Genomic DNA, 26,276 nt, shown 5'->3' on the forward strand with positions numbered 1-26,276 from the left:
CTTTTCGGTGAAGGGATCGCCCACCTGCACGGTGGGGCGCTTGTCCTCGATGGTGTCGTCGAATTCCGCGCTGGCCATCGTGGCGCCGCCGACGCCGTCGCGCCCGGTCTTGGCGCCCAGATAGACGACGGGCATCCCCACCCCCGAGGCGGCCGAGTAGAAGATCTTGTCGGTATCGGCCAGACCGGCGGCAAAGGCGTTGACCAGACAGTTGCCGTTATAGGAGGCGTGAAAACGCACCTCGCCGCCGACGGTGGGCACGCCGAAGGCGTTGCCGTAGCCGCCGACACCTTCCACAACGCCGTGCACCAGTTGCCGGGTGCGGGGGTGATCCGGCGCCCCGAAGCTGAGCGAGTTCATCGCCGCGATGGGGCGCGCGCCCATGGTGAACACGTCGCGCAGGATGCCGCCCACGCCGGTCGCGGCGCCTTGATAGGGTTCGATATACGAGGGATGGTTGTGCGATTCCATCTTGAAGACCACCGCCTGCCCGTCGCCGATGTCGACGACGCCCGCGTTCTCGCCGGGGCCGCAGATCACCTGTGGGCCGCTGGTGGGCAGGGTGCGCAGCCACTTCTTGGACGATTTATAGGAACAATGCTCGTTCCACATGGCCGAAAAGATGCCGAGTTCGGTGAAGCTGGGCTGTCGTCCGATCAGATCGAGGATGCGCTGATACTCTTCGGTGCTCAGGCCATGGGCCTGGATCAGATCTTCTGTAAGCTGCGGCTCGTCCATTCGGGTCCCCCGGTTCGGTATGGGTGGGGGTCATATGTCATGCGGCGCCTCGTTGAAAGCCCCCGAGGCAAGAAGCGTGATGCCCCGACCCTCGGAAAGCGTTGGGCGGGCGGCGAGAGGGCCGCGGCGCATGAAAAGGGGCGGCATGTCGCCATGCCGCCCCGGATCGAAACCCGCGCGCCGATGGTCCGGGCGCGCGGTGCCCATCGCGCGATCAGTTGGTGTTGACGCGGGCGTTGCCCTTCGCCTGTGCCGACAGCGCGGAGGCGAATTCGGCCTCGGTCATGCCCAGACGCAGCGCGCCGTTGAACTGATTGTCGGCGTTCAGCCGCAGGATCACCGTGTCCGACAGGTCGGAGATGCCGTCCGACAGGCGCACGCGCACCTGCTGGCTGCCGTCGGCGTCGACGGCCACGTCTTCGATCGTGCCGACCATCACGTCGTCACGGGTGCGGACCTCGGAGCCTTCGGCTTCCGCCGTCAGCTTGGCCTGGGTCTTCGCGCGCACGTCGTCGGACAGGTTGGTCCGTGCGGCGGTGCTGACCCCGGCGGCGGTCGTTGTGCCGGCCGTGGTGCCGTCGATCTGCAAGCCGCCCGAGGTGCCAGTGGAGGCGTTCGTCGCGGTGCGACCGCTCAGGCTGCCCGACGTGGTGGAGCTGTCATCGCCGCTGACGCTGCCGGAGGCCGCCACATTGGCGCCCACGTTCGCATTCGTATCGGTGGATGAGCTGCCCGAACCCGAGCCGGTGCTGGCCGTCGTCGTATTGGAAGTGTTGGTCGACGTGTTGGCCGAGGCCCCGGTGGAACCCGAAAGCCCCGCGCTCGCGCTGTCGACGCTTGCGCCGACGGAGCCGGTGGCCGATGTCGCCGCGCCGGTGGCGCTGGATGTATCGATCGCGAGGGCGGGACCTGCCAGCAGGGCCGCGGTGGCGGTCGCTGCGGTGAAACCTTTGATACCAGTCATGAGTCGCATTCTACTTCTCCTCTTGGTTGTTGTTCGTCACGGCATCGTCGTCGTGATGCTCGCCCCACCAACGGCCGGGGTGCAAAACGGTTTCCCGAAATTGAGCCTATTTTTCTCCTTGCAGTTCATAGCGTTAATCCGGCAACTTTCCGCGCATTTCGGTCGCGCCCCTCGGCGCGAAGACGCGTCTTGCCGAAAACGTGAGCACAACCGGGCGGCGTCGGGCTTGAAACCAGAGAGGTCCCCCGGAAACGCCCGGGCCGGGCGGCCGACGCCCTGGCGCGGCTGTGCTCCGGCTGCGACTGGGGGGTGCTGGCGACGGTGCGCGCGAGGGCGTGGATAGGCGCCCCATGGCGCGGCGGCGCTGCTCGCGCAAGACAAAAAAGCCGCGCCCGGCGCAAGACAAAAAAAAGGCCGAGACAAGCTCGGCCTTAGTCCAACAGGGAGGTATGAAGGAAGCGGGCCTAGCCGCGCCGCCTTCGTGAGTTGAATTATGTCTCCGATTGGCCTGTCGCAAGAAAAAAAACCGCAGGTTTGCGCAACTCTGGTATGCATATGTTGCATGACTGCACAGCGTTTGGTCGCAAATGCCTGGAAATTAAACGCTTTTATCACGCAGCTTCGAGGGCTTTGATCTTTTTGCGGTGGGCGACGATCTCTTCCTGAACGAAATCGCGGAAGGCCTGGACGCGTTTGGATTGGCGCAGCTCCTCGGGATAGGCGAGGAAGACGGGGACCTCCTTGGATTCCACATCCGGCAGCACGCGCTTGAGATCGGGGAAATCATGGACGAGGTAATCGGGCAGCACCCCGATGCCTAGATCGTGGATCACCCCCTGAAGGACGCCGAAATAGTTGTTCACCGTCAGGAAGGATGTCACGTCGTGCGACATCAGCGATTGCACCAGCGTGGCGTTGGCCGCGACCTGGGCGCTGCTGGTGTTCTGGCAGATCAGCCGATGGTCGCGCAGGTCGTCCATCGTCTGGGGCACGCCGCGCCGTTCCAGATAACTGGGCGAGGCGTAAAGGCGCATGTGCACCGACATCAGCCGCTTGCGGATCAGATCGGCCTGGCTGGGCTCTTTCATGCGGATGGCGACGTCGGCCTCGCGCATGGGCAGGTCGAGGACATCTTCCTCCAGCATCAGGTCGACCTTCAGATCCGGGTATTTGTCGTAGAGCTTGGCCAGGCGCGGCGCCAGCCAGAGCGAGCCGAAGCCGATGGTGGTCGTCACCCGCAGCTCGCCAAAGACCTCATCCTCGCTGTCGCGGATGCGCGCGGCCGCGGTATCCAGCCGCTTGGCCATCGCGGAGGTCGCGTCGAACAGCAATTCGCCCTGTTCGGTCAGGATCAGGCCGCGCGCGTGACGGTGAAACAGCGTGGTGTCGAGGCTTTCCTCCAGCGCGCGGACCTGGCGGCTGATCGCCGACTGGCTGAGATGCAGCGCATCGCCCGCATGTGTCAGGCTGCCCGCGTCCGCGACGGCGTGGAAGATTCTGAGTTTGTCCCAGTCCATAGTTTCCTGTTCCCGTTGACTGCCCGAGGTGTGAATGCCCAGCCCATACTAATATGCATGTTAGACCATTATATGAAGGGAGAACCTAACAAAGGACTTTGTAGGTCAGGAAGTTTGACCTAATATCGCGCTTAATTGCTCAAAAATCATGGGAGGTGCTTGATGAGCAGGCAGGATGTGACGCTTGGCGATCGGTTCGACCTCGAAAAATCTCCGGTCTTGCTCAACGGGACGCAGGCGCTGGTGCGGCTGGCCCTCATGCAAAAGGCGCGTGACGTCGCGGCAGGGCATCGGACGGCCGGTTACGTGACCGGCTATCGCGGCTCGCCGCTGGGGGCGGTCGATCAGCAGATGAGCCGGGCCGCCAAGCTGCTGTCATCGGCAGACATCACCTTTCAGCCCGGCCTGAACGAGGATCTCGCCGCAACCGCCGTCTGGGGCAGCCAGCAGGCGGAGCTGCGCGGGGAGGGGCGCTTCGACGGTGTTTTCGCGCTCTGGTACGGCAAGGGGCCGGGGGTCGACCGCTCGGGCGATGTAATGCGCCACGCCAACATGGCGGGCAGCTCGCCGCTGGGCGGGGTGGTCATGGCGATGGGCGACGATCACACGGGCGAATCCTCGACCACGCTGCATCAGTCGGATTGGGCGATGGTCGATGCCTACATGCCCGTCGTCTCGCCTGCGGGCGTGCAGGAGATTCTGGACTACGGGCTCTACGCTTGGGCGCTCAGCCGGTTCGCGGGCGTCTGGGTCGGGCTCAAGACGATGAAGGACACGATCGAGGCCACCGCCGTCGTCGATGGCCGCCCCGACCGGATGCAATTCGTCACCCCCGATTTCGACATGCCCGAGGGCGGGCTGAACATCCGGCTGGCCGACACCCCCGTCGCCTAGGAGGCGCGGATGATCGACCACAAGCGCTTTGCCGCCGAGGCCTTTGCCCGCGCCAACCGCATCGACCGCCGCGTCTGGGGGCGCGCGGGCGCCAGGATCGGTTTCGTCGCGGCGGGCAAGAACTGGCTGGATCTGGTGCATGCGCTGTCGCTGCTGGGCCTCGACGAGGCCGAGGCCGAGCGGCTGGGGATCACCACCTACAAGGTCGGCCAGACCTTCCCGCTGGATATGGACAGCTTTCACGAATGGGCGGCGGGGCTGGAGCTGATCGTGGTGGTCGAGGAAAAGCGCAAGCTGATCGAGGTGCAGGTCAAGGAGGCGATCTTCGACGACCGCGGCGGACGGCGGGTCTATGGCTGGCACAAGGGCGACAGCTGGGAACATGGCCGGAGGCTGGAGCTGTTCCCGACCCGCTATGCGCTTGATCCTGTGTTCATCGCGCAAAAGCTGGGCGAGATCCTGATCGAGGAGGGGCGCGACACCGACGCCCTGCGCGCCGCGCTGCAAAGGCTGGAGGATGCGCGCAGCGCCGACAACGCCGAGGATATCGCCGCGCGGCTGCCCTATTTCTGTGCGGGCTGCCCTAATATGTCCGCGCCCCGGCGGCCCGAGGGCAGCCGCGCCTATGCGGGGATCGGCTGTCACTACATGGTGCAGTGGATGGACCGCGACACCGTGGGCTTTACCCAGATGGGCGGCGAGGGGGCGAACTGGATCGGCGAGGCGCCGTTTTCCACCCGTCAGCACGTGTTCCAGAACATCGGCGACGGCACCTACAATCATTCGGGCATTCTGGCGATCCGCGCGGCGGTGGCGGCGGGCACCACGATGACCTACAAGATCCTCTACAACGACGCCGTCGCGATGACCGGCGGCCAGCCCAACGAGGGCGGGCTGGATGCGCTGCGCATCGTCGACGAGCTGCGCGCGATGGGCGTGCGCAAGGTGGTCGTCGTCTATGACGAAAAAGAGGATTTCGACCCGAAATCCGTGCCCGCCGGGGTCGAGACCTTCGAGCGTGCCGAGATGCCGCGCGTCCAGGAAGACATGCGCCGCGTCGAGGGCGTCAGCGCCATCGTCTATATCCAGACCTGCGCCGCGGAAAAGCGGCGGCGGCGCAAGCGGGGCAATTTTCCCGATCCCGACCGGCGGGTGTTCATCAACACCGACATCTGCGAAGGCTGCGGCGATTGCGGGGTACAGTCCAACTGTGTGTCCATCGTGCCCGCCGACACCGAACTGGGCCGCAAGCGCGCCATCGACCAGTCGTCGTGCAACAAGGATTATTCCTGTCTCAAGGGGTTCTGCCCGTCCTTCGTCACGGTCGAGGGCGGCGAGATCCGTCGCCAGGCGACGCAGGACGTCGATGTGCCGGAACTGCCGATGCCGCGGCTGCCCGCGATCGACGGCACGCATAACGTCATCATCACCGGCATGGGCGGCACCGGCGTGGTCACGGTGGGCGCGATCCTGTCGATGGCCGCCCATGTGGACGGCATGGGCGCGGGCATGATGGAGATGGCCGGACTGGCGCAGAAGGGCGGTGCGGTGCACATCCACTGCCGCCTGGCCGAAAGACCTTCCGACATCAGCGCGATCCGCGTCGCCACCGGCGAGGCCCACGCGATTATCGGCGGCGATCTGGTGGTGTCCGCCGGGGCCAGGACGCTGGGGCTGATGCAGACCGGCAAGACCGGCGGCGTGGTCAACAGCCATGAGATCATCACCGGCGATTTCACCCGCGACACCGAATTCAAGCTGCCCGGCGAACGGCTGCAACTGGCGCTGGAGGCGCGGCTGCGCGACCGGCTTTTGATGTTCGACGCGACGGAACTGGCCAAGGCGCTGATGGGCGATTCCATCTTTTCCAACATGATGATCTTCGGCGCCGCCTGGCAGCGCGGGCTGATCCCCGTCAGCCTGGGCGCCATCGACAGGGCGATAGAGCTGAACGGCGCGGCCGTGGCGCGCAACCAGCGCGCGTTCGAACTGGGGCGCTGGGCGGCGGAATACCCCGAACAGGCGGCACGGGCGCTGGCGCCCGGCGTGGTGGAAAAGCCCCGCGCCCTGGAGCAGATCATCGACTATCGGGCCGCGCATCTGACCGCCTACCAATCCGCCCGGCTGGCGCGCCGATACCGCGACATGGTCGCCCGCTTTGCCGATCCCGCGCTGAAGGAAGCCGTCGCGAAAGGCTATCACAAGCTGCTGTCCTACAAGGATGAATATGAGGTCGCCCGCTTGCACCTGGACACGCGGCGCAAGCTGCGCGCGGAATTCGCGGGCGAACCGAAGCTGACGTTCCATCTCGCCCCGCCCGTGCTGTCGAAACCGGGTGCCGACGGCCGCCCGCAAAAGCGCGCCTTCGGGGAATGGATGCTGCGGGGCTTTGCCGTGCTGGCGCGGATGAAGGCGCTGCGCGGCACACCGCTCGACCCGTTCGGCCGCAGCGACGAACGGCGGATGGAGCGTGCACTCATCGCGCAGTACGAGACCGATATGGAGGAGCTCCTGCGTATGGGTTTGGGCGCGGGCGCGGACACGGAAACGGGCGAGGGTCCGGCCGTGGGCTCGGGCTCGGGCTCGGGCACGCGTCGCGCGGCCGCGGTGGCCCTGGCGGAGCTGCCCTTGCAGATCCGGGGGTTCGGCCCGGTCAAGCAAAGGGCTGAGCAGAAAGCCGCCAAGCGCCGGGAGGAATTGCTGGCCCGCCTGCGCGCGGGCGATGCGCCGATGTCCACTGCCGCGGAATGATAACGCCGCGCAAGGCCATCCGCGGCGTTATCGCTTCTGGTCAGGATGCGCGAAAGCGGGTAAGCCACGGCCTCGGGTTCAAGCGGGAAAGGGAACACCGCGATGGCTGTTGGCATTTTCGATTCCGGCCTTGGCGGGCTGACGGTTCTGGAGGCGGTCGCAAGGCGGCTGCCTGACGTTGATTTCGTCTATCTCGGCGACAATGCCCATGCGCCCTACGGCGTGCGCACCGCCGATGACGTCTACGATCTGACCTGTGCCGCGGTGCAACGGTTGTGGGATGCGGGCTGCGATCTGGTCGTGCTGGCGTGCAACACGGCCTCGGCGGCGGCACTGCGGCGAATGCAGGAATCCTTCATTCCGCCCGACAAGCGCGTGCTGGGCGTTTTCGTGCCGCTCATCGAGGCGCTGACCGAACGGCAGTGGGGCGACAATTCCCCCCCCCCGCGAGGTCGCGGTCAAGACCGTCGCGCTGTTCGCCACGCCCGCCACCGTGTCCAGCCGCGCGTTTCAGCGCGAACTGGCGTTCCGGGCCATCGGCGTCGATGTCGAGGCCCAGCCCTGCGGCGGGCTGGTCGATGCGATCGAAGACGGCGACATGATCCTTGCGGAGGCCCTGGTGCGCAGCCATGTCGACGCGCTGAAGCGCCGGATGCCGCATCCCGATGCGGCGGTGCTGGGCTGCACGCATTACCCCTTGATGGCGCAGGCGTTTCAGGACGCGCTGGGCGCGAAGGTGAAGGTGCACAGCCAGGCCGATCTGGTCGCCGAAAGCCTGGCCGACTACCTGGACCGCCACAAGGATCTGTGGGGCAGGGACGTGCCCAGCCAGTTCCTGACGACCGGCGATCCGCGCCGCGTCAGCGACCGCGCGACCCAGTTCCTGCGGCGACAGATCACTTTTCAGCAAGCGTGATTGCGTCGAATCCCCGGGTGGAATATATGCAAGATGTTGAATGGAACGAATGCGCATGACACAGAAGATCGCGATTCTCGGTGCCAGCGGCTATACCGGGGCGGAACTTGTCCGGCTGATCGCCACGCATCCTTCGATGCAGGTCGCGGCGCTCAGCGGTGACCGCAAGGCAGGGATGCGCATGGGCGAGGTATTTCCGCATCTGCGCCACCTGGATCTGCCTGAACTGCAAAGGATCGAGGACATCGACATGTCCGGCATCGATCTGGTGTTCTGTGCCTTGCCCCACGCCACCAGCCAGGCCGTCATCGCCGAATTGCCGCGCGATCTGAAGGTCGTCGACCTGTCCGCCGATTTCCGCCTGCGCGACCCGGAGGCCTATGCCAAATGGTACGGCAAGCCGCATGGCGCGCTGGATCTGCAGCAGCAGGCGGTCTACGGGCTGACCGAATTCTATCGCGGTGACATCCGCGCCGCGCGCCTGGTGGCGGGCACGGGGTGCAACGCGGCCACCGGGCAATATGCGCTGCGCCCGCTGATCGCGGGCGGACTGATCGACCTCGACGACATCATCATCGACCTCAAGACCGGGGTGTCCGGCGCGGGGCGGTCGCTGAAGGAAAACCTGCTACACGCCGAGCTGAGCGAGGGCGCCCACGCCTATGCGATCGGCGGCACCCATCGCCATCTGGCGGAGTTCGACCAGGAATTCTCGGCCATCGCCGGGCGCCCGGTCAAGGTGCAGTTCACGCCGCATCTGCTGCCCGCCAACCGCGGGATCATCGCCACCGTCTACGTCAAGGGCGACCCGCAAGCCATTCACGGGGCATTCGAAACCGCCTACGCCGATGAGCCGTTCCTCGAGGTCCTGCCGTTCGGTCAGGCGCCTTCGACCCGCCACGTGCGCGGGTCCAATTTCTGCCACGTCGGTGTCAGCGGCGACCGTATCGAGGGGCGCGCGATCGTGATCGCCGCGCTCGACAATCTGACCAAGGGCAGTTCCGGTCAGGCCATCCAGAACGCCAACCTCATGCTGGGAGTAGAGGAAACCGCGGGGCTCATGCTTGCGCCGGTTTTCCCGTAGATCATGCGCGGATTAAAGAAAAAACGTCGAATTCAGATCATTCTCGTGGCTGTCGTGGCGCTGATCGGCTCCACCGCGCTGATCGGTTACGCGATGCGCGACGGCATCAACTTCTTCCGCAGTCCCAGCCAGGTCAGCGAGGCGCCGCCCACCCCCAACGAGGTGTTCCGCATCGGCGGGCTGGTCAAGGAAGGCTCGCTGCTGCGCGGGCAGGGCGAGACGATCAGCTTTGCCGTGACCGATGGCGGCGCGTCGATCCCGGTCAAGTTCACCGGCGTGCTGCCCGACCTCTTCGATGAGGGGCAGGGCATGGTCGGCACCGGCAGCTATGTCAACGGCGTGTTCCAGGCCACCGAAATCCTGGCCAAACACGACGAGACCTACATGCCCAAGGAAGTCGTCAAGGCGCTGAAGGAGCAGGGCACCTACAAGCCGGACGGCACCGTAGCGGTTAATTAAGCTTTCCTGCACAGGCTTCCCCGCGGGTCAGGTTGCGGGGGAACGATGCAGAATATCCGAAAACTAGCGGCGGGGATCGTGGCGCGCGAAGGCGGCTATGTCCATGACCCCGACGACCCGGGCGGCGCCACGAAATACGGTGTCACGCTGGGCACGATGCGCAGGCTGGGCGTCGATCTGGATGGCGACGGAGAGGTCGGCCTTTCGGATCTCAAGCGGCTGACGCGGGCGCGCGCCGTGGATCTTTTCGTGGCGCATTACTTCACCCGCCCCGGTCTGGGCCGTCTGCCCGCGCTTCTGGCGGAGACGGTCTTCGACATGCAGGTCAACGCGGGCGACAACGCCATCCGGCTGTTGCAGCGACTGCTGGCGGATATGGGGCACCGGCTGGCGGCGGACGGTCGCATCGGCCCGGTGACCGCCGCCGCCGCCAAGGCCGCGGCATTGGCCGCGCCGGATCATCTGGCCGACGCCTACGGCATCGCGCGGCGCAACTACTACTACCGTCTGGGCGACCGGCGCCCGGTGCTGCGCAAATACGCGCGCAGCCGGTCCGGCGGCAAGGGCGGCTGGATCACGCGGGCCGAAGCCTTCATCGCGCCGCGCTATCATCTGAGCGGCGATGAGCACAGGCAAAGGGTTTCCGCATGGGCATAATCGCAGAGATGTTTTCGCTGCTCTTCGGGGGGGGGCGCAATGTGCTGGCCGAAACTGCTCAGGTCTTTCGCGTCAACAGGGAGGCTGAGGCGATCCGCATCAGCGAGGCGGAGCGCGCCGCGCTCGCGCAATTCGCGGCGGAATTCGGGGGGGCGCGCGGCAAGGGCGGCTTCGACAGGTTCATGGACGGGGTGAACCGGCTGCCGCGCCCCGCGATGGTGCTGGGCACCTTCGGGCTGATCGCGACCGCGATGATCGATCCGGTCTGGTTCTCGGCGCGGATGCAGGGGCTGGCCCTTGTGCCCGAGCCGCTGTGGTGGCTGCTGGGGGCGATCGTGTCGTTCTATTTCGGCGCGCGCCACCAGATCAAGGGACAGGAGTTCCAGCGCCAGATCGGCGGCATGATGGCGCAAGTTCCCAGAACGATAGAGAATCTCTCTGCGCTGGAAGGTTTGCGTCAGGCGGAAAAACGCCCCCCTTCCGCGCTCGAAACGACAAGATCGCCCGAGGGCGGGGTGGAGCACAAATGGCGAACAGGGCCAAATCGGGCCTTGGATGACTGGATTTCCGCCCGTTGAAAGGCCACCTCATATAAATGTGACATTCCGTCCGCCCCGACGGGTTGAATAAAGATTGGCGCAGGCAGGTGAGGCACCTATGCTTGCGCCATGATAGCAGAACTCGGACATTTCGCGCTGATCCTCGCCTTTATGGTGACCATCACGCAGAGCGTGATCCCCATGATCGGGGCTCACAAAGGGTGGTCAAACTGGATGGCGGTGGGGCGACCTGCCGCGATCGCGCAGCTGGCGCTGGCGTTATTCGCCTTCGGGGCGCTGACCTACGCTTTCGTCACGTCCGATTTCTCGCTCAAGCTGGTGGTGCTGAACTCTCACACCGCCAAGCCGCTGCTTTACAAGATCACCGGCGTCTGGGGCAACCACGAGGGTTCCCTGCTGCTGTGGGTGACGATTCTGGCCCTGTTCGGCGCAGCCGCCGCGCTTTTCGGGGGCAACCTGCCGCCGACGCTGCGTGCGCGGGTGATCGCGGTGCAGGGCGCCATCGGCGTGGCCTTCTATGCCTTCATCCTGTTCACCTCGAACCCGTTCCTGCGGATGGAGGTGCCCCCCTTCAACGGCGAGGATCTGAACCCGCTGCTGCAAGATCCGGGCCTCGCGTTCCACCCGCCGTTCCTTTACCTGGGCTACGTCGGGCTTTCGATGTCCTTCTCCTTTGCCGTCGCCGCTCTGATCGAAGGGCGCGTCGACGCCGCCTGGGCGCGTTGGGTGCGCCCCTGGACGCTGGCCGCATGGCTGTTTCTGACCATCGGCATCTCGCTGGGGTCGTGGTGGGCCTATTACGAGCTTGGCTGGGGCGGCTTCTGGTTCTGGGACCCGGTCGAGAACGCGAGCTTCATGCCCTGGCTGCTGGCCGCCGCGCTGCTGCATTCCGCCATCGTCGTGGAAAAACGCGAGGCGCTGAAAAGCTGGACCATCCTGCTGGCGATCCTGGCCTTCGGGTTTTCGCTGATCGGCACGTTCATCGTGCGTTCGGGTGTGCTGACCTCGGTGCACGCCTTCGCGTCCGATCCTGAGCGCGGGGTGTTCATCCTGGGTATTCTGGCGCTCTTCATGGGCGGCGCGCTGACGCTTTACGCATTCCGCGCCCGCGCGATGGAGGCCAAGGGCGTCTTCGGCACGCTCAGCCGGGAAACCTCGCTCGTGGTGAACAACGTGCTGCTGGCGGTGTCCTGCTTCGTGGTGTTCGTGGGAACGATCTGGCCGCTGGTGGCGGAACTTTTCTTCGGGCGCACGCTGTCGGTCGGCCCGCCGTTCTTCGATGCGGCTTTCACGCCCTTCATGATCGGCCTGGCGCTGTTGCTGCCGATCGGCGCGATCATGCCCTGGAAACGGGCGCGTCCGGGGCGGGTGCTTTACGCGCTGCGGTGGGCCTTCGTTCTGGCGGTGAGCCTGGGCGCGCTGGCCTGGGCGATGCAGACCGGGAAATCCGCGCTCGGCCCGGTGGGTGTGTTCCTTGCCGTCTGGTTGATCGCGGGGTCGGTGGTCGATCTGCTGCTGCGCGCCGGTCGCGGCGATCTGAAAAGCCGCGCGCAGCGTTTGCTTAACCTGCCGCGTGCAGACTGGGGCAAGAGCGTCGCGCACGGCGGGCTCGGGCTGACCATTTTCGGTATCGCCGCGATGTTGGCCTGGCAGGTCGAGGATATTCGCGTCGCCAAGATAGGGGAGAGCTTCACCGTCGGCGAATACGCCATCACGCTCAACGACGTTCAGGAAGGGCGCGGTCCGAACTATTTCTACACCCGGGCCCTGATGGAGGTGCGCCGCGGCGGTGCGCTCGTCGCCTCGATGGAGCCTGAGAAGCGTGTCTATCCCGTGGCCCAGATGCCCACCACCGAAGCCGCCATCAACCAGGGGCTGCTGCGCGATCTGTATCTGGTGATCGGGGACCCGCAGGAAGGCGGCGGCTACGCGGTGCGCACCTATATCAAGCCCTTCGCCAACTGGATCTGGCTGGGGGCGATCATCATGGCCGTGGGCGGCATTCTCAGCCTGTCCGATCGGCGCTATCGCGTCGCGGCGGGGGCGCGCCGTGAAAAGGCCGCGCCCGCGGCCCCGGTTCCGGCGGAGTAACGCCATGCGCCTGATCGTTTTGTGCCTGAGCCTGCTGCTCGCATTTCCCGCCTTTGCGGTCCAACCCGACGAGGTGCTCGCCGACCCGGTGCTGGAGGCCCGTGCGCGCGAATTGTCGAAGGGGTTGCGCTGTCTGGTCTGCCGCAACGAATCCATCGACGAATCCAACGCCGACCTGGCGCGGGATCTGCGCCTTCTGGTGCGCGAACGGCTAGTGAAGGGCGACAGCGACAAGCAGGCTGTCGCCTTCATCGTCGATCGATACGGTGAATATGTCCTGCTGAACCCGCGCAACAACGGCGTGAACATGCTGCTGTGGTATGCGGGCCCGGCCGCTTTGCTGATCGCGTTGCTGGGGGCGGGGCTTTACCTGCGGTCCCGGCGGCGTGCCGATGTGGCGGACCCGAGCGCGCCGCTCAGCTCGGACGAAAACCACCGTTTGCAGGAAATCCTCGAAAAATAGCGACAGCCGCCGCCAATGCGACGGGGGCTGTCGTATGGTAAGGCTTTTGCTGCGCACGAATGCGTCTATCCTTCGGGCAAACGCCGTAAGGGATTGGCCATGAACTACAAGACCATCAGATACAGCCTGCGTGAGGATGTCGCCGTCATCACGCTGAACCGGCCCGACGTCATGAATGCGCTGTCGACGCAGATGCGGGCGGAAATCACCCACGCCCTCGGGGCGGCGGAACAAGACGCCCGTGTGATCGTGTTGACGGGAAAGGGGCGCGCGTTCTGCTCGGGCCAGGATCTGGGCGATGGCATCGGAGGCGATCTCAACCTGGAGCGCACGCTGCGCGATGAGTATGAGCCGATGCTGCGCGCGATCTACGATTGCCGTATCCCGGTGATCTGCGCGGTGAACGGCGCCGCGGCAGGGGCGGGCGCCAATCTGGCGCTGGCGGGCGATGTGGTCATCGCCTGCGAAAGCGCCAGTTTTCTACAGGCTTTTACCAGGATCGGCCTGATCCCCGACGCGGGCGGCACCTATTGGCTGCCCCGCCAGATCGGGTTCGCCCGCGCGATGGGTGCTGCCCTGTTTGCCGAGAAGATCCCCGCTGCACAGGCCGCTGAGTGGGGCATGATCTGGGAATGCGTGCCCGATGAGGCGTTCGAGACGCGCTGGCAATCCAGGGCGCTGCAGTTGGCCAAGGGCCCGACCGAGGCCTTCGCCCGCGTGAAAACCTCGCTCCGCGCGAGCTTCGACAACACGCTCGATGAGCAGCTGGAGCTGGAAGCGCGCCTGCAAGGCGAATGCGGCAAGACCCGCGATTTCCGCGAGGGTGTGGTGGCTTTTCTGGAAAAACGCCCCCCCGCCTACGAGGGGCGCTGATACAGCGCAAGGCCAAGGCCAAGGCAAAGGCCGCCCGGTTGGGGCGGCCCTTGCAATTTCGATCAGCGATTTTCGACGTTGACGTAGTCGCGTTTCGTCGGACCCGTATAAAGCTGGCGCGGGCGGCCGATCTTCTGGACCGGGTCCGCGATCATTTCCTTCCACTGCGCGATCCAGCCGACGGTGCGCGACACGGCGAAAATCGGGGTGAACATCGAGGTGGGGAAGCCCATCGCATCCAGGATGATGCCGGAATAGAAATCCACGTTGGGATAGAGCTTCTTTTCCGCGAAATAGGGATCTTCCAGCGCGATGCGCTCCAGCTCCTTGGCGACCTTGAGGGTGTCGTTATTCTCGATCCCCATCAGATCCAGAACCTCGTCGGCGGATTTCTTCATCACCGTCGCGCGCGGGTCGAAGTTCTTGTAGACGCGGTGGCCGAAGCCCATCAGGCGGAAGGGGTCGTTCTTGTCCTTCGCGCGGGCGATGTATTCCGGGATGCGGTCGACGGTGCCGATTTCGCGCAGCATCTCCAGGCAGGCCTGGTTGGCGCCGCCATGCGCCGGACCCCAGAGGCAGGCGATGCCCGCGGCGATACAGGCGAAGGGATTGGCCCCCGACGATCCCGCCAGCCGCACCGTGGAGGTGGAGGCGTTCTGCTCGTGATCGGCGTGCAGGGTGAAGATACGATCCATCGCGCGGCTGAGGATCGGGTCGACAACGTAATCCTCCGCCGGAACGGCAAAGCACATCCGAAGGAAATTGCTCGAATAATCCAGATCGTTGCGCGGATAGACCACCGGCTGGCCGACCGAATACTTATAGGCCATCGCGGCAATCGTCGGCATCTTGGCGATCAGCCGGATCGAGGCGACCTCCCGCTGCCAGGGGTCCGACACGTCGGTGCTGTCGTGATAGAAGGCGGACATCGCCCCGACCACACCGGTCATCACCGCCATCGGATGCGCGTCGCGGCGGAAACCCCGGAAGAAGTTCATCATCTGCTCGTGCAGCATCGTGTGATGCGTCACGCGGTCTTCGAAATCCTCCAGCTGTTCGGAGGAAGGCAGCTCGCCGTACAGCAGCAGGAAGCACACTTCGAGGAAATGCGATTTCTCGGCCAGCTGGTCGATCGGATAGCCGCGGTGCAGCAGCTCTCCCTTGTCGCCGTCGATGAAGGTGATTTCGCTCTCGCACGATGCGGTCGAGGTGAATCCGGGGTCGTAGGTGAAGACGTCGCCCTGCGCGTAGAGTTTGCGGATGTCGATCACCTCGGGGCCGACAGAGGGCGCGAGGATCGGCAATTCCACGGTCTTGTTGTCGAAAATCAGAGTTGCATTCTTGGTAGAGTCCGCCATTTCTGTCCCTTCCTGATCGCGCCGCGATAAAGGTCGCGCGCTGCTCACTAACCGCCGGGGCGGTTCCATGCTCCTTGCGCTGGCGCCTCTTATTCCGGGCGCTGCGCTGCGGTGTCTTCCAGCCGTGCGATGGTTTCCGCCCGGCCGAGAACCAGCATCATGTCGAATACGCTCGGGGTGACTGTGCGCCCTGCAAGGGCTGCCCGCAGCGGTTGCGCAAGCTTGCCGAACTTGGTGCCCTGTGCAAGCGCGAACTCGTTCAGAGTGGCTTCCAGAGCGTCCCGTGTCCAGCTAGCAGTTTGCAGGTGCGGCGTCAATTGCGCCAGTATACCACGGGATACCGGATCGAGGGATTTTGCCGATTTCTCATCCAGCTCTAGCGGCCTTGATGCTAGAACAAATCTAGCTTTCTCAAGAAGTTCCGGGATGGTCTTCGCGCGTTCCTTCAGGCTGGGCATCGCCGTCAGCAGCCCGTCGCGTTGTGGTGTTGTCAGGGGCGGTGCCTCTGTGATGGCGAGGAACGCCTCGATCTCTTTCAGCAGTGCAGCATCATCGGCGGCCGCGATGTGCAGGCCACTGACATGATCGAGTTTCTTGAAATCCAGCCGCGCGGGCGATTTGCCGATTCCATCCAGGTCGAACCAGTTCACCGCCTGTTCGGTGCTGAAGAATTCATCGTCGCCGTGGCTCCAGCCCAGACGCGCGAGGTAGTTGCGCATGGCCGCGGCGGTGTAACCCATCGCCTGGTATTCCTCGACCCCCAGCGCGCCGTGGCGTTTGCTGAGCTTTTTGCCGTCGGGGCCGTGGATCAGCGGGATGTGGGCGAAGTCCGGCAGCGGCCAGCCCATGGCGCGATAGATCAGCGACTGGCGTGCCGTGTTGTTGAGGTGATCGTCGCCGCGGATCACGTGGGTGACGCCCATGTCGTGGTCGTCCACGACCACGGCGAGCATATAGGTGGGCGTGCCGTCCGAGCGCAGCAGCACCATGTCGTCCAGCGTATCCGCCGCCCAGCCGACGCGGCCCTGAACCCTGTCCGCGATCTCGATCTTGCCGTCGCGCGGCGCTTTCAGGCGCACCACGAAGGGCAGATCGGGCGCGGGCGCCGTGCTGTCGCGCCAGGGCGAGCGGTAAAGCGTGGACCGCCCTTCGGCACGCGCGGCCTCGCGGAAGGCTTCGATCTCCGCCTGGGTGGCGTAGCAGCGATAGGCGGTCCCGTCCTCGAGCATCTGCTGCGCGATCTGGGCGTGGCGCTCCTTGCGTTCGAACTGGCTGACGGCATCGCCGTCCCAGTCGAGCCCCAGCCACCGCAGCCCGCGGAAAATCGCCTCGCGCGCCGCCTCGGTCGAGCGGGCGCGGTCGGTATCCTCGATCCGCAACAGGAACTTGCCGCCGTTGTGGCGGGCGAAAAGCCAGTTGAACAAGGCGGTTCGTGCCCCGCCGATATGCAGGTAGCCCGTCGGAGAGGGGGCAAACCGAGTCACGACCATGACGGATTAACCTTATGGAAAAGAAAGGGAGAGATCATGAACGGTGTCTAGTGAATGCGCGGTAAAAGGACAAGGCGTGCCCTTCGTACTCTGGCCGGCCCAACGGGGCCATCTGTTCCCCTGGGTGCCGGTCATGCTGGGCTGCGGCATCGGGTTTTATTTCACGCTGCCGGTCGAACCCCCGCGCGGCGCGCTGATCGCCGCGGCGGCCGTCGGGGTGCTGCTGGTCGTCGCGGGTGTGCGGCGTCTGGGGCGCGAGGGGCCGTTGCTGGTGGCCCTGGGACTGGTCGCGGCGGGATTCGCGCTGGCGGGCGGGCGGGCGCATATGGTCGAGGCGCCGGTGCTGGGGTTCCGCTTCTACGGGCCGATCGAGGGGCGCGTGGTCGCCATCGACCGTTCGCTCAGCGACAAGACCCGGCTGACGCTGGACCGGGTGATCCTGGGGGATCTGGCTCCGCGCGAGACGCCCGCGCGCATCCGCGTGTCCCTGCATGGCAGGCAGGAGTGGCTGACACCTCTGCCGGGGGTGCGGGTGATGATGACGGGCCATGTGATGCCGCCGCAGGCCCCGGCGGAACCCGGCGGCTTCGACTTCAGGCGTCATGCCTGGTTCGCGCAGCTGGGCGGCGTGGGCTATACGCGCACGCCGGTGTTGCTGGCCGCACCGGGGCGCCAGGACTGGGCGATGCGTCTCTACCGGCTGCGGCTCGACATCTCGCGCGCGGTGCAGGAACGTCTGCCCGGCAGACCGGGCAGTTTCGCGGCGGCGATCCTGACCGGCGACCGTTCCTCGCTGGACCGGGGGACCGTCGATGATCTGCGCAAGACCAACCTTGCGCATCTGCTCGCGATCTCGGGGCTGCACATGGGGTTGCTCAGCGGGATCGTCTTCGGCGCGATTCGCTTCGCGATAGCGCTTTGGCCCTATCTGGCGCTGCGCCTCAACGGCAAGAAGATAGCGGCGGCGGGGGCCTGGGGCGCGGCGGCGGCCTATCTGGCGATCTCCGGCGCCAGCGTGGCCACCGAACGCGCCTTTGTCATGGTGTCGGTGATGCTGCTGGCGGTGATGCTCGACCGCCGCGCGCTGAGCCTGCGCGCCGTGGCGCTGGCTGCGCTTGTCGTGCTGTTGCTGCGGCCGGAATCGGTGCTGGGTCCGGGGTTTCAGATGTCCTTCGCGGCCACGACCGCGCTGATCGCGGTATTTGCCGCGCTGCGGCAGGCGCGTGACCGGCGCATGGGCGGGGCGGCGTCGGACGGGGCGGCGTCGGGCGGGGCGGGGCCAGGTGAGGACGGCGCGCCCGGGGTCCGCGGCGGATGGCACCCGCCCGCGGCGCTGACCGCCGCCGCGCGCCCGATCCTCGCGCTCCTGATTTCGTCCTTCGTGGCGGGGGTGGCCACAGCGCCGATTGCGGCGGCGCATTTCAACATCCAGGCGCAATACGGGCTGATCGCAAATCTGATCTCGGTGCCGGTGATGGGGCTGGTCATCATGCCGGGCGCGGTGCTGGCGGCAGGGCTCAGCCCGCTGGGCGCCGATGGCCTCGGGCTTTTCTTCATGGAAGGCGGCATCGCCTGGGTGCTCGGGGTTGCGTCCCGGATCGCGCAATGGGAGGGCACGGTGAACCACATTCGCGCGCCCCCCGCGGCGGTGCTGCCCGCCTTGGCGTTGGGCGGGCTTCTCGGGGCGCTGTGGCAGGGGTGGGGGCGGGCGCTGGCCCTGCCGGTCGTGGTCGCGGCGCTGGTGGTCTGGGCGCAAAGCAGCCGCCCCAGGCTGCTGGTGTCGGAAAGCGGGGCGCTGCTGGGGCTGATGACGCCAGCGGGCCGCAGCCTGTCCGCCCCCCGGTCTGAGGGGTTCGTGGCGCGCAGCTGGCTGGAAAATGACGGCGATGGCGCGGCGCAGATGATCGCGGGTCGGCGTGCGGGGCTGCGCCGCGACGGGCCGCGCATCACGCTGGAGGTGGCGGGCCGCAGGATCGTGCGGTTGGCGGGCAAACGCGGGCGCGCGCAGCTGGCCGAGGTCTGCGCTACCGCGGATCTGGTCATCCTCAGCGGTGCGCAGGCGGAGCACATCCCGCCGGACGGGGGGCGCGGGGACGGCGCTTGCAGGCTGCTCGGCCCGCGCGATCTGCGCGTCAGCGGTGCTCTGGCGATCGAGGCGACGGCGGACGGGCTGCGCCTGCGCGGTGCCAGACAGGCGGCGGGAAGGCGGCTCTGGTCCGGCGCATCCACGCGCCGGACATGGCAGGGCGGCGCGGCCCCGGGCGCCGTCGCGGCCCTGTGGCGTGCCCTCAATAGGAGCGGATCAGACCCACCAGACGGCCCTGCACCTTGACCCGGCTCTCGGGCAGGACGCGGGTTTCATAGGCCGGGTTCGCGGCCTCGAGCGCGATCATCCCGCCCTTGCGGCGCAGCCGCTTGAGCGTCGCTTCGTGCCCGTCGACCAGGGCGACCACGATATCGCCGTTGTCGGCGGAGCCCTGCTCGCGGATCACGACGATATCGCCATCGTTGATGCCCGCGCCGATCATGGAATCGCCCTGAACCTCCAGCGCATAATGATGGCCCGCGTTGTCGAGCATCGTTCCCGGCACCGCGACCCGGTGGGATTCCTCGGAAATGGCCTCGATCGGCGTGCCGGCGGCGATCCGGCCCATGACCTGCACATCGAGCGCATGGACAGGGTCCACCGGCCGCGCGCGGGCAGGCGGGTCCTGCCGGTCGCCCTCGACCACCGTGGGGGTGAAGCCGGGCGTCTGCAGCGCCTCGGGGAGCTTGACGATCTCGATCGCCCGGGCGCGATGCGCCAGACGGCGGATGAATCCACGCTCCTCCAGCGCGGTGATCAGCCGGTGGATGCCCGATTTGGACCGCAGGTCCAGCGCTTCCTTCATTTCGTCGAACGAGGGCGGGATGCCATCCTTGCGGGTGCGTTTGTGAATGAACTCCAGCAGTTCCATCTGCTTTTTCGTCAGCATCGCACCATCCCTCCGGCCCTTGTTTCTTGGACGTTCCTTCGAAGTTCTACGCACGTTCCTGTTTTGTGTCAATAACGCGACGAAATCGGGATAAATTCAATCGAGCTTCCCTCGGCACGCGCCGGATCGCCCGCGGACCGGCGCAGGAGCACCGAGGCGTCGGCCAGCACCCGCAGCAGAGAGCTGTCCTGCCGTTCGAACGGGATCACGCGGCCATCGCCGTCGAAATGTGCGCGCATGTAATGCTCCCTCGGGCCATTGGGCGCCAGATCGACCCCCAGCACGCCGCGGCTGCGCGGCATGGCGGATTTTCCCAGACCCAGCATGGCGCGCAACATGGGGATCAGAAAAACCTGGCCACAGACCAGCGAGGAGACGGGGTTTCCCGGCAAACCGACCATGGGCGTGCCGTTCAGCCGACCCGCCATCAGCGGTTTGCCCGGCCGCATCGCGACCTTGTAGAACGCCTGTTCCATGCCCATTTCGCGGGCGACCGGCCCCACGAGGTCATGATCGCCCACCGATGCGCCGCCGATGGTGACGATCAGATCGGACCCGCGCGCCAGTTCGAAGACCGTGCGCAACGAGCCCGCGTTGTCGCGCGCGATGGGCAGCAGCCGCGCGCGGGCGCCCTCGGCCTCCAGCATGGCTTTCAGTCCGAAGGTGTTCGAGGCGATGATCTGGTCGTCGCGCGGGTCTTCGCCGGGCATCACCAGCTCATCGCCGGTGGCGATCAGCGCGACGGTCGGGCGGCGCGCGACCTCGACCCGCGCACAGTTCATCGACGCCGCAAGCGCGATATCGGAAAAACTCAACCGGCGGGGGGCGTCGATCTGCGCGCCCACAGGGAAATCGCCCCCGGCGGGCCGCACGTAGATGGCGGTGTCAAAGCCGCGTTTGAGTTCTATTTCATTGCCCGAGACGGCGATGTCTTCCTGGATCAGCACGCGGTCGGCGCCCCGGGGCAGGGGCGCGCCGGTAAAGATGCGCACGGCTTCGCCCGGCGCCACGCCCCCCCCGAAGGCGTGGCCTGCGGCGGCCTCGCCGATCAGGCGAAAGCGGGCGCCTTCGCGAACCTCGGCGTTGCGCACGGCGTAGCCATCCATCGCCGACGATGCGAAAGGCGGCTGGGCTCGCGCGGCCACGACGGGGCGTGCCAGGACGCGGCCGCCCGCCTGTTGCAGCGGCACGCTTTCATGCTCCAGCGGCGCCACCAGATCCAGCAGCGTCGCCAGCGCCTGATCGACGGTAATCATGGCCGCTCAGCCCGCCGCATCGAACCGGCCCGATTTTCCGCCTTCCTTCATTTTCAGGCGGATATCCTTGATGACCATCGTTTTTTCGACCGCCTTGACCATGTCGTACAAGGTCAGCGCGGCGACCGACACCGCGGTCAGCGCCTCCATCTCCACGCCGGTCTGTCCGGTCGTCTTCACCGTGGCCGCGATTCTCACGCCGGGCAGATCGGGGTCGGGCGTCAGTTCCAGCGCGACCTTGGTGACGGGCAGCGGATGGCACAGCGGGATCAGATCGCTGGTCCGTTTGGCGCCCATGATCCCCGCCAGCCGCGCCACCGCCAGAACGTCGCCTTTCTGGGCGCGTCCCTCGGTGATGATGGCGAGCGTCTCGGCGCGCATCGCGACCGCGCCTTCGGCGATCGCGGTCCGGGCGGTCACCGCCTTGTCCGAGACGTCGACCATATGCGCCTGTCCGCTGGCGTCGAAATGCGTCAGCTCGGACATTCAGAGGCCCGCGACGGCGCTGGAGGACGGGGTCAGGATGTGCCGCGTCGCCACGGTCACGTCGGGCGCGCGCATCAGGGCCTCGCCGATCAGGAAGCTGCGCGCGCCGTATTGCGCCAGTTCGGCCAGATCGTCGGGGGTAGCAAGGCCGCTTTCGGCGACGATCATGCGGTCTTCGGGCACCAGCTTGGCCAGTTTCTTGGTGACGGACAGCGAGGTCTCGAACGTGTTCAGGTCGCGGTTGTTGATTCCGATCAGCTTTGAGTCGAGCTGTTCCGCGCGTTTCAACTCCTCTGCGTCATGCACCTCGATCAGCACATCCATGTCCCATGCTTTCGCGGCCGTCTCCAGCTCGAGCGCCTGTGCGTCGCTCAGGCAGGCCATGATCAGCAGCACGCAATCCGCACCAAGCGCGCGCGCCTCGGCGATCTGGTAGGGGTCGAACATGAAATCCTTGCGCAGCACCGGCAGGTCGCAGGCCTGACGCGCCTCGGTCAGATAGGCGTCCTCGCCCTGAAAGGATGGCGTGTCGGTCAGCACGCTCAGGCAGGCGGCGCCGCCTTCCTCATAGGCGTGCGCCAGGGCGGCCGGGTCGAAATCGGCCCGGATCAGCCCCTTGGAGGGGCTGGCCTTCTTGATCTCGGCGATCAGCCCGTAGCCGCTGCGCGATGCCGCCAGCAGCGCGTCGGCAAAGCGGCGCACCTCGGGGGCCTGCCGCGCGGCTTCCTCCACGACCTCAAGCGGCCGGGCCTGCTGGCGCGCGGCGATCTCTTCGAGTTTGTAGGTCTTGATCTTGTCCAGGATGGTACTCATTCGGTCCCCGATGTTAGACGCGCCAGCGCCGCGACTTTCGCGCCGGCCGCCCCGCTGTCGATGCTTTCCGCCGCCAGTTTCGCGCCTTCGGTCAGGGTGGCGACCTTGTCGGCCACCACCAGCGCGGCGGCGGCGTTCAGCAGCACCGCGTCGCGATAGGCGGAATGTTCCCCGGCCAGCAGCGCGCGAAAGGCGTCGGCGTTATGTTCCGGCGTGCCGCCCAGAATTCCCTCGAAGGGGTGACGCGGCAGGCCCGCGTCTTCCGGCGCGATCTTGGTTTCGGTTAACACGCCATCGTCGAGGATAACAACACGCGAGGGCTTGGAAATCGCCAACTCATCGGTTCCGTCACCGCCATGCACCAGCCAGGCCTTGCGCGTGCCGAGCTTTTGCAGCGTCTCGGCCATCGGGCGGATCAGCGTCGCGGAAAAGGCGCCGGTCAGCTGGCGCGTCACGCCCGCCGGATTGGTCAGCGGCCCCAGGATGTTGAAGATCGTGCGGGTTCCAAGCTCCGTCCGGGTGGGCATGACGTGGCGGATCGCGGGGTGATGCATCGGTGCCATCATGAAGCCGATGCCGCAGCGCGCCAGCGCGCGTTCCACCACATCGGGGCCGACCATCACGTCGATGCCCATCTGTCCCAGCGCGTCGGCCGCGCCTGATTTGGAGCTGAGGTTGCGGTTGCCGTGCTTGGCCACCACGACGCCCGCGCCCGCCACCACGAAGGCCGTGGCGGTCGAGATGTTGAGCGTGCCCTTGCCGTCGCCGCCGGTGCCCACGATGTCGATGGCGCCCTCGGGCGCGCTCACGGCATTGCATTTGCGGCGCATCACGGCGGCGGCGGCGGCGTATTCCTCGACCGTTTCGCCCCGCGTGCGCAGCGCCATCAGAAAGCCGCCCATCTGGCTGGGGGTCGCCTGACCCTCGAACAGGGCCTCGAACGCCTGTTCGGCCTGAGCGCGGGTCAGCGGACCTTCGGCGGCCAGGCCGATCAGCGGGCGCAGCGTATCGCTCATGCCGCGACCGGGACGGTGTTGAGGAAATTCTGCAACAGCTGATGGCCGTGCTGCGATGCGATGCTTTCGGGGTGGAACTGCACCCCCTCGATCGGCAGCGCCCTGTGCCGCAGCCCCATGATCGTGCCGTCGCCGAGCCAGGCGGTGACCTCCAGCGTGTCGGGCAGGCTGGCGCGTTCGACCACGAGGGAATGATAGCGCGTCGCCTCGAACGGGTCGGGCAGCCCCGCGAACACCCCCTGGCCCGCGTGGTGCATCCGGCCCATCTTGCCGTGCACGATCTCGCTGTGGCGCACGACCTTGCCGCCGAAGGCCTGTCCGATCGTCTGATGCCCCAGGCAGACCCCCAGCAGCGGCGTGCGGTTTTCGGCGGCGGCGCGGGTCAGATCAAGGCAAATCCCGGCCTGCGAGGGATCGCAGGGACCCGGCGACAGCAGGATCGCCGACGGCCGCATCGCCATCGCCTGTTGCACATCCAGCGCATCATTGCGCTTCACGACAACATCCGCGCCCAGCTCACCCAAATAATGGACAAGATTATAGGTAAAACTGTCATAATTGTCGATGAGCAGCAGCATTCCGCGACGGGTCTTTCTACTAGGGGGTGTCAGGGCTTCGATACCGGGGTATACATGCCCAGAGCCGCGCACCGGGGTCAAGACCGGACAAGGCAAGCGGTCAGGGGCAGATGTGGTTGAAACCAGGGGCAGGTAAAGATGGGCAAGGGTCTTCTTTCCGGGGCGATATGGGGTGGAGCGGTCTCCACGCTGGCGCTGAGTATCGTATCCATTTCCAATCCGGTCACCGGACCGTCTGCCCAGGACAGGACGCTGCCGCAGGCCGCGATGCAAACAGCGGGGCAGGCGGGCGGCGCGGGGGCGGCGGTCGACGACACCTCCCGACGCGGGGCGACAGCCGGAGAACGGGCCGCCGATGCCGGGACCCGCAGCCCGGCCGGGACCGCCGCGAAACCGGCTGAAAGCCCGGGCGTGTCTGCAACCGCCTCCGCCGATATCCGGGTTCAGACCGAAAGCCCGACCGGGCCTCTGGCGGCGTCGCGCACCCAGGCGGGGACAGATGTGCCGGTGAGCGCCGCGCGGGACGGCGCGGCGACCGACAGCCTGCCCAAGGGCGCCACCCGCGCGGCCCCGTCCATCGCGCAGGGGGCCATGCCCGAGACGGCCGAACCCGTCAAATCCGCGGCGGCGCGCCCCCAGAGCCAGCCGACACTGGATGGCGCGGGCAGCCTGGCCGTGCCCAAGCCGCGGGCTTTCGCGGGCTCGATGGTGATCGTGCGCAATTCCAAGGATCAGGGCGTCGACCAGGTGTTCGTGGGCGGCAAGCCGGTGGAAGGGCACGCCGACAGCGCGCCCGCGCTGCGCGACATGCCCGCCGCACCGCCCGCACGGATGGGTTCGGTCCAGGCGATCGCGCGCGCGCCGGATGCCACCGGATCGGGGCGCAGCGCCCTGCGCCTTGCGGATGAGGCCCGCGTCGCGCGGCCCGAGGACGCTGCCGCGCCGCGCCGTCTTTCGGCAGGGACCGTTGCCGCCGCCTCGGGGTCCGATGCTCTGCCGACAGCGCGGCCCGATGGCGCGCAGCCGCCGCAGATCGGCGATCGCATCGCCGCCATGGCGGACGAGCAGCTGACCGATCTGGAGAGCCCGCGGCCGGGCCGTGACAGCGCGCGCGGCGATGTCGCCCCGATCAAGGCGCCCCTCTCGGGGCTGCCGCAGCTGTCGGGGCAGGGGGCGCCTTCGATCGACACCGCCTCCGTCGCACCGCCGCCGGTCGAGCCGAAGCTGCGCGATCAGGAATTCGCCCTGCTCGAAACCCCGGCCAACGCGCCGCTGTCGGCCGGCGCGCGCCCGCACCGGCTGCGGCTGGGCGAGGACAGGCTGCGCGTGGCCTCCGCCTCGCGCGTGCCGACGACGGATGCCCCCGCCTTGCCCGATTCCGCGCCCTTGCCCGCCGCCCGCCCGATCGGGGTGCGCCTGCCGCAGATCGTGACGCCCGGGCAGACCGAAATCGCCCGGCGCACGCCCGCGGATAAGGACGCAAGCGTCGGTTCAACGGGGGGTGGTTCAACGGTGGCCGGGCAAAAAGGGGCCGGGAAGACGGAGACGCCGGGGACCGCGCTTGCCACCGCCGGAGCGCTGAAACGCTATGCCCGGCCCTTCGATGTGACGGCGGGCCGCCCGTTGATGTCCATCGTGCTGATAGATGACGGCCGAACGCAGCCGGACGCCGAGGCGCTCAAGAGCCTGTCGTTCCCCGTGACCTTCGCGATCGACCCGTCGCTGCCCGACGCGACGCGCCGCGCCGAGATGTACCGCGCCGCGGGCCAGGAGGTTCTGGTGCTGGCGCAAAGCCTGACGCGCGGCACCACGCCCGCCAAGGCCGACGCGATCCTGAAAGACTATGCCGCGCGCCTGCCCGAAGCGGTGGGTCTGATGGACCGGACGGGCCAAGGCCTGCGCACCGACCGCAAGCTGCTGGCAGAGGTCATCCGCAGCCTGGCCGACCGCGGGCAGGGGTTGCTGGTCCAGGACCGGGGGCTGAACACGGTCGCCGCCGCCGCCGAACGGCAAGGGGTGGAAACCGCGCTGGTGTTCCGTGCTCTCGATGCCGACAAGGAGCGCTGGACGGTGATCAAGCGCTACCTCGACCGCGCCGCGTTCAAGGCGGCGAAAGACGGCAGCGTCGTGATGGTGGGTCACACCTATCCCGACACCTACCGCGGTATCCTGGAATGGTCGCTCGACGGGCGGGCCGAGGCGGTGGCCCTGGCGCCGATCTCGGCGGTCATGAAGACCCGTTAGACCGGCGCGTCGGACCGGGAGGGCCTCAGGCTGGCGCAGGTCGGTCCCGCGACGGGGCCCGACCCGTGCCATGTGTGAGGGGACCGGCATGAG

General features: G+C 66.9%; 20 protein-coding genes and 2 pseudogenes. 11 read left to right on the plus strand and 11 right to left on the minus strand.

What is annotated here, in order from left to right; translation table 11 throughout:
• The 3 genes from ACU0BR_RS13870 to ACU0BR_RS13880 all read right to left on the minus strand — a co-directional run.
• On the minus strand, positions 1–738 hold a 738-nt coding region (locus ACU0BR_RS13870; protein ID WP_446157427.1), incomplete at its 3' end, for an AIR synthase related protein.
• A 214-nt stretch (positions 739–952) separates the two neighbouring features.
• Positions 953–1,702, minus strand: coding sequence for a PRC-barrel domain-containing protein (locus ACU0BR_RS13875; RefSeq protein ID WP_446157428.1), 750 nt, complete (start codon positions 1,700–1,702; stop codon positions 953–955).
• Positions 1,703–2,313: 611 nt separating this feature from the next.
• Entirely contained in the window at positions 2,314–3,219 is a 906-nt protein-coding gene (locus ACU0BR_RS13880) for a LysR family transcriptional regulator (RefSeq protein WP_446157429.1), read from the minus strand.
• 162 nt (positions 3,220–3,381) lie between these two features.
• Here ACU0BR_RS13880 and ACU0BR_RS13885 point away from each other — a divergent pair.
• The 9 genes and pseudogenes from ACU0BR_RS13885 to ACU0BR_RS13925 all read left to right on the plus strand — a co-directional run bounded on the left by ACU0BR_RS13885 (position 3,382) and on the right by ACU0BR_RS13925 (position 13,967).
• Positions 3,382–6,864, plus strand: a pseudogene (locus ACU0BR_RS13885) (indolepyruvate ferredoxin oxidoreductase family protein).
• Positions 6,865–6,966: 102 nt separating this feature from the next.
• Positions 6,967–7,780, plus strand: a pseudogene (gene murI / locus ACU0BR_RS13890) (glutamate racemase).
• Positions 7,781–7,835: 55 nt separating this feature from the next.
• Positions 7,836–8,864: an N-acetyl-gamma-glutamyl-phosphate reductase gene (gene argC / locus ACU0BR_RS13895; protein WP_446157430.1), complete on the plus strand. Its 1,029-nt coding sequence runs from the start codon at positions 7,836–7,838 to the stop codon at positions 8,862–8,864.
• 3 nt (positions 8,865–8,867) lie between these two features.
• Positions 8,868–9,323, plus strand: coding sequence for a cytochrome c maturation protein CcmE (ccmE, locus tag ACU0BR_RS13900; RefSeq protein ID WP_446157431.1), 456 nt, complete (start codon positions 8,868–8,870; stop codon positions 9,321–9,323).
• 45 nt (positions 9,324–9,368) lie between these two features.
• Positions 9,369–9,980: a holin-associated N-acetylmuramidase gene (locus ACU0BR_RS13905; protein ID WP_446157432.1), complete on the plus strand. Its 612-nt coding sequence runs from the start codon at positions 9,369–9,371 to the stop codon at positions 9,978–9,980.
• Positions 9,971–10,558: a holin family protein gene (locus ACU0BR_RS13910; protein WP_446157433.1), complete on the plus strand. Its 588-nt coding sequence runs from the start codon at positions 9,971–9,973 to the stop codon at positions 10,556–10,558. Before ACU0BR_RS13905 ends, ACU0BR_RS13910 begins: the two co-directional genes overlap by 10 nt.
• Before the next feature lie 90 nt (positions 10,559–10,648).
• The gene (locus tag ACU0BR_RS13915; RefSeq protein WP_446157434.1) at positions 10,649–12,631 is read left to right on the plus strand and encodes a heme lyase CcmF/NrfE family subunit; all 1,983 of its coding nucleotides are present in this window, start codon (positions 10,649–10,651) and stop codon (positions 12,629–12,631) included.
• Positions 12,632–12,635: 4 nt separating this feature from the next.
• A complete protein-coding gene (locus ACU0BR_RS13920) occupies positions 12,636–13,094 on the plus strand; it encodes a cytochrome c-type biogenesis protein (protein ID WP_446157435.1) in 459 nt (152 codons plus the stop codon).
• A 99-nt stretch (positions 13,095–13,193) separates the two neighbouring features.
• Entirely contained in the window at positions 13,194–13,967 is a 774-nt protein-coding gene (locus ACU0BR_RS13925) for an enoyl-CoA hydratase-related protein (protein ID WP_446157436.1), read from the plus strand.
• 62 nt (positions 13,968–14,029) lie between these two features.
• Here ACU0BR_RS13925 and gltA read toward each other — a convergent pair whose 3' ends face one another.
• The gene (gene gltA, locus ACU0BR_RS13930; protein WP_446157437.1) at positions 14,030–15,325 is read right to left on the minus strand and encodes a citrate synthase; all 1,296 of its coding nucleotides are present in this window, start codon (positions 15,323–15,325) and stop codon (positions 14,030–14,032) included.
• An 89-nt stretch (positions 15,326–15,414) separates the two neighbouring features.
• Positions 15,415–16,815: a glutamate--tRNA ligase gene (gene gltX, locus ACU0BR_RS13935; protein WP_446157438.1), complete on the minus strand. Its 1,401-nt coding sequence runs from the start codon at positions 16,813–16,815 to the stop codon at positions 15,415–15,417.
• A gap of 76 nt (positions 16,816–16,891) precedes the next feature.
• On the opposite strand from gltX, the gene ACU0BR_RS13940 reads away from it, so the two are divergent.
• Positions 16,892–19,147, plus strand: a complete 2,256-nt coding sequence (locus ACU0BR_RS13940; RefSeq protein WP_446157439.1) for a ComEC/Rec2 family competence protein — start codon at positions 16,892–16,894, stop codon at positions 19,145–19,147.
• On the opposite strand, the gene lexA is transcribed toward ACU0BR_RS13940, so the two are convergent.
• From lexA to ACU0BR_RS13970, 6 genes are all read right to left on the minus strand, one after another.
• Positions 19,104–19,790, minus strand: a complete 687-nt coding sequence (lexA, locus tag ACU0BR_RS13945) for a transcriptional repressor LexA (protein ID WP_446157440.1) — start codon at positions 19,788–19,790, stop codon at positions 19,104–19,106. The genes ACU0BR_RS13940 and lexA overlap by 44 nt on opposite strands.
• Before the next feature lie 68 nt (positions 19,791–19,858).
• Positions 19,859–21,046: a molybdopterin molybdotransferase MoeA gene (locus ACU0BR_RS13950; RefSeq protein ID WP_446157441.1), complete on the minus strand. Its 1,188-nt coding sequence runs from the start codon at positions 21,044–21,046 to the stop codon at positions 19,859–19,861.
• A gap of 6 nt (positions 21,047–21,052) precedes the next feature.
• A complete protein-coding gene (gene moaC / locus ACU0BR_RS13955; protein WP_446157442.1) occupies positions 21,053–21,532 on the minus strand; it encodes a cyclic pyranopterin monophosphate synthase MoaC in 480 nt (159 codons plus the stop codon).
• A complete protein-coding gene (gene trpC, locus ACU0BR_RS13960) occupies positions 21,533–22,345 on the minus strand; it encodes an indole-3-glycerol phosphate synthase TrpC (RefSeq protein WP_446157443.1) in 813 nt (270 codons plus the stop codon).
• Positions 22,342–23,361 (minus strand): anthranilate phosphoribosyltransferase, encoded by a 1,020-nt coding sequence (gene trpD / locus ACU0BR_RS13965; protein WP_446157444.1) that lies wholly within the window; start codon positions 23,359–23,361, stop codon positions 22,342–22,344. The genes trpC and trpD overlap by 4 nt, the downstream gene beginning before the upstream one ends.
• Positions 23,358–23,939, minus strand: coding sequence for an anthranilate synthase component II (locus ACU0BR_RS13970; protein WP_446157445.1), 582 nt, complete (start codon positions 23,937–23,939; stop codon positions 23,358–23,360). Before ACU0BR_RS13970 ends, trpD begins: the two co-directional genes overlap by 4 nt.
• A 138-nt stretch (positions 23,940–24,077) precedes the next feature.
• Between ACU0BR_RS13970 and ACU0BR_RS13975 the strand changes: the two genes are divergently transcribed.
• The gene (locus tag ACU0BR_RS13975) at positions 24,078–26,183 is read left to right on the plus strand and encodes a divergent polysaccharide deacetylase family protein (protein ID WP_446157446.1); all 2,106 of its coding nucleotides are present in this window, start codon (positions 24,078–24,080) and stop codon (positions 26,181–26,183) included.
• The last annotated feature ends 93 nt before the right edge of the window (positions 26,184–26,276 follow it).

The sequence above is a fragment of the Brevirhabdus sp. genome (assembly GCF_052826345.1).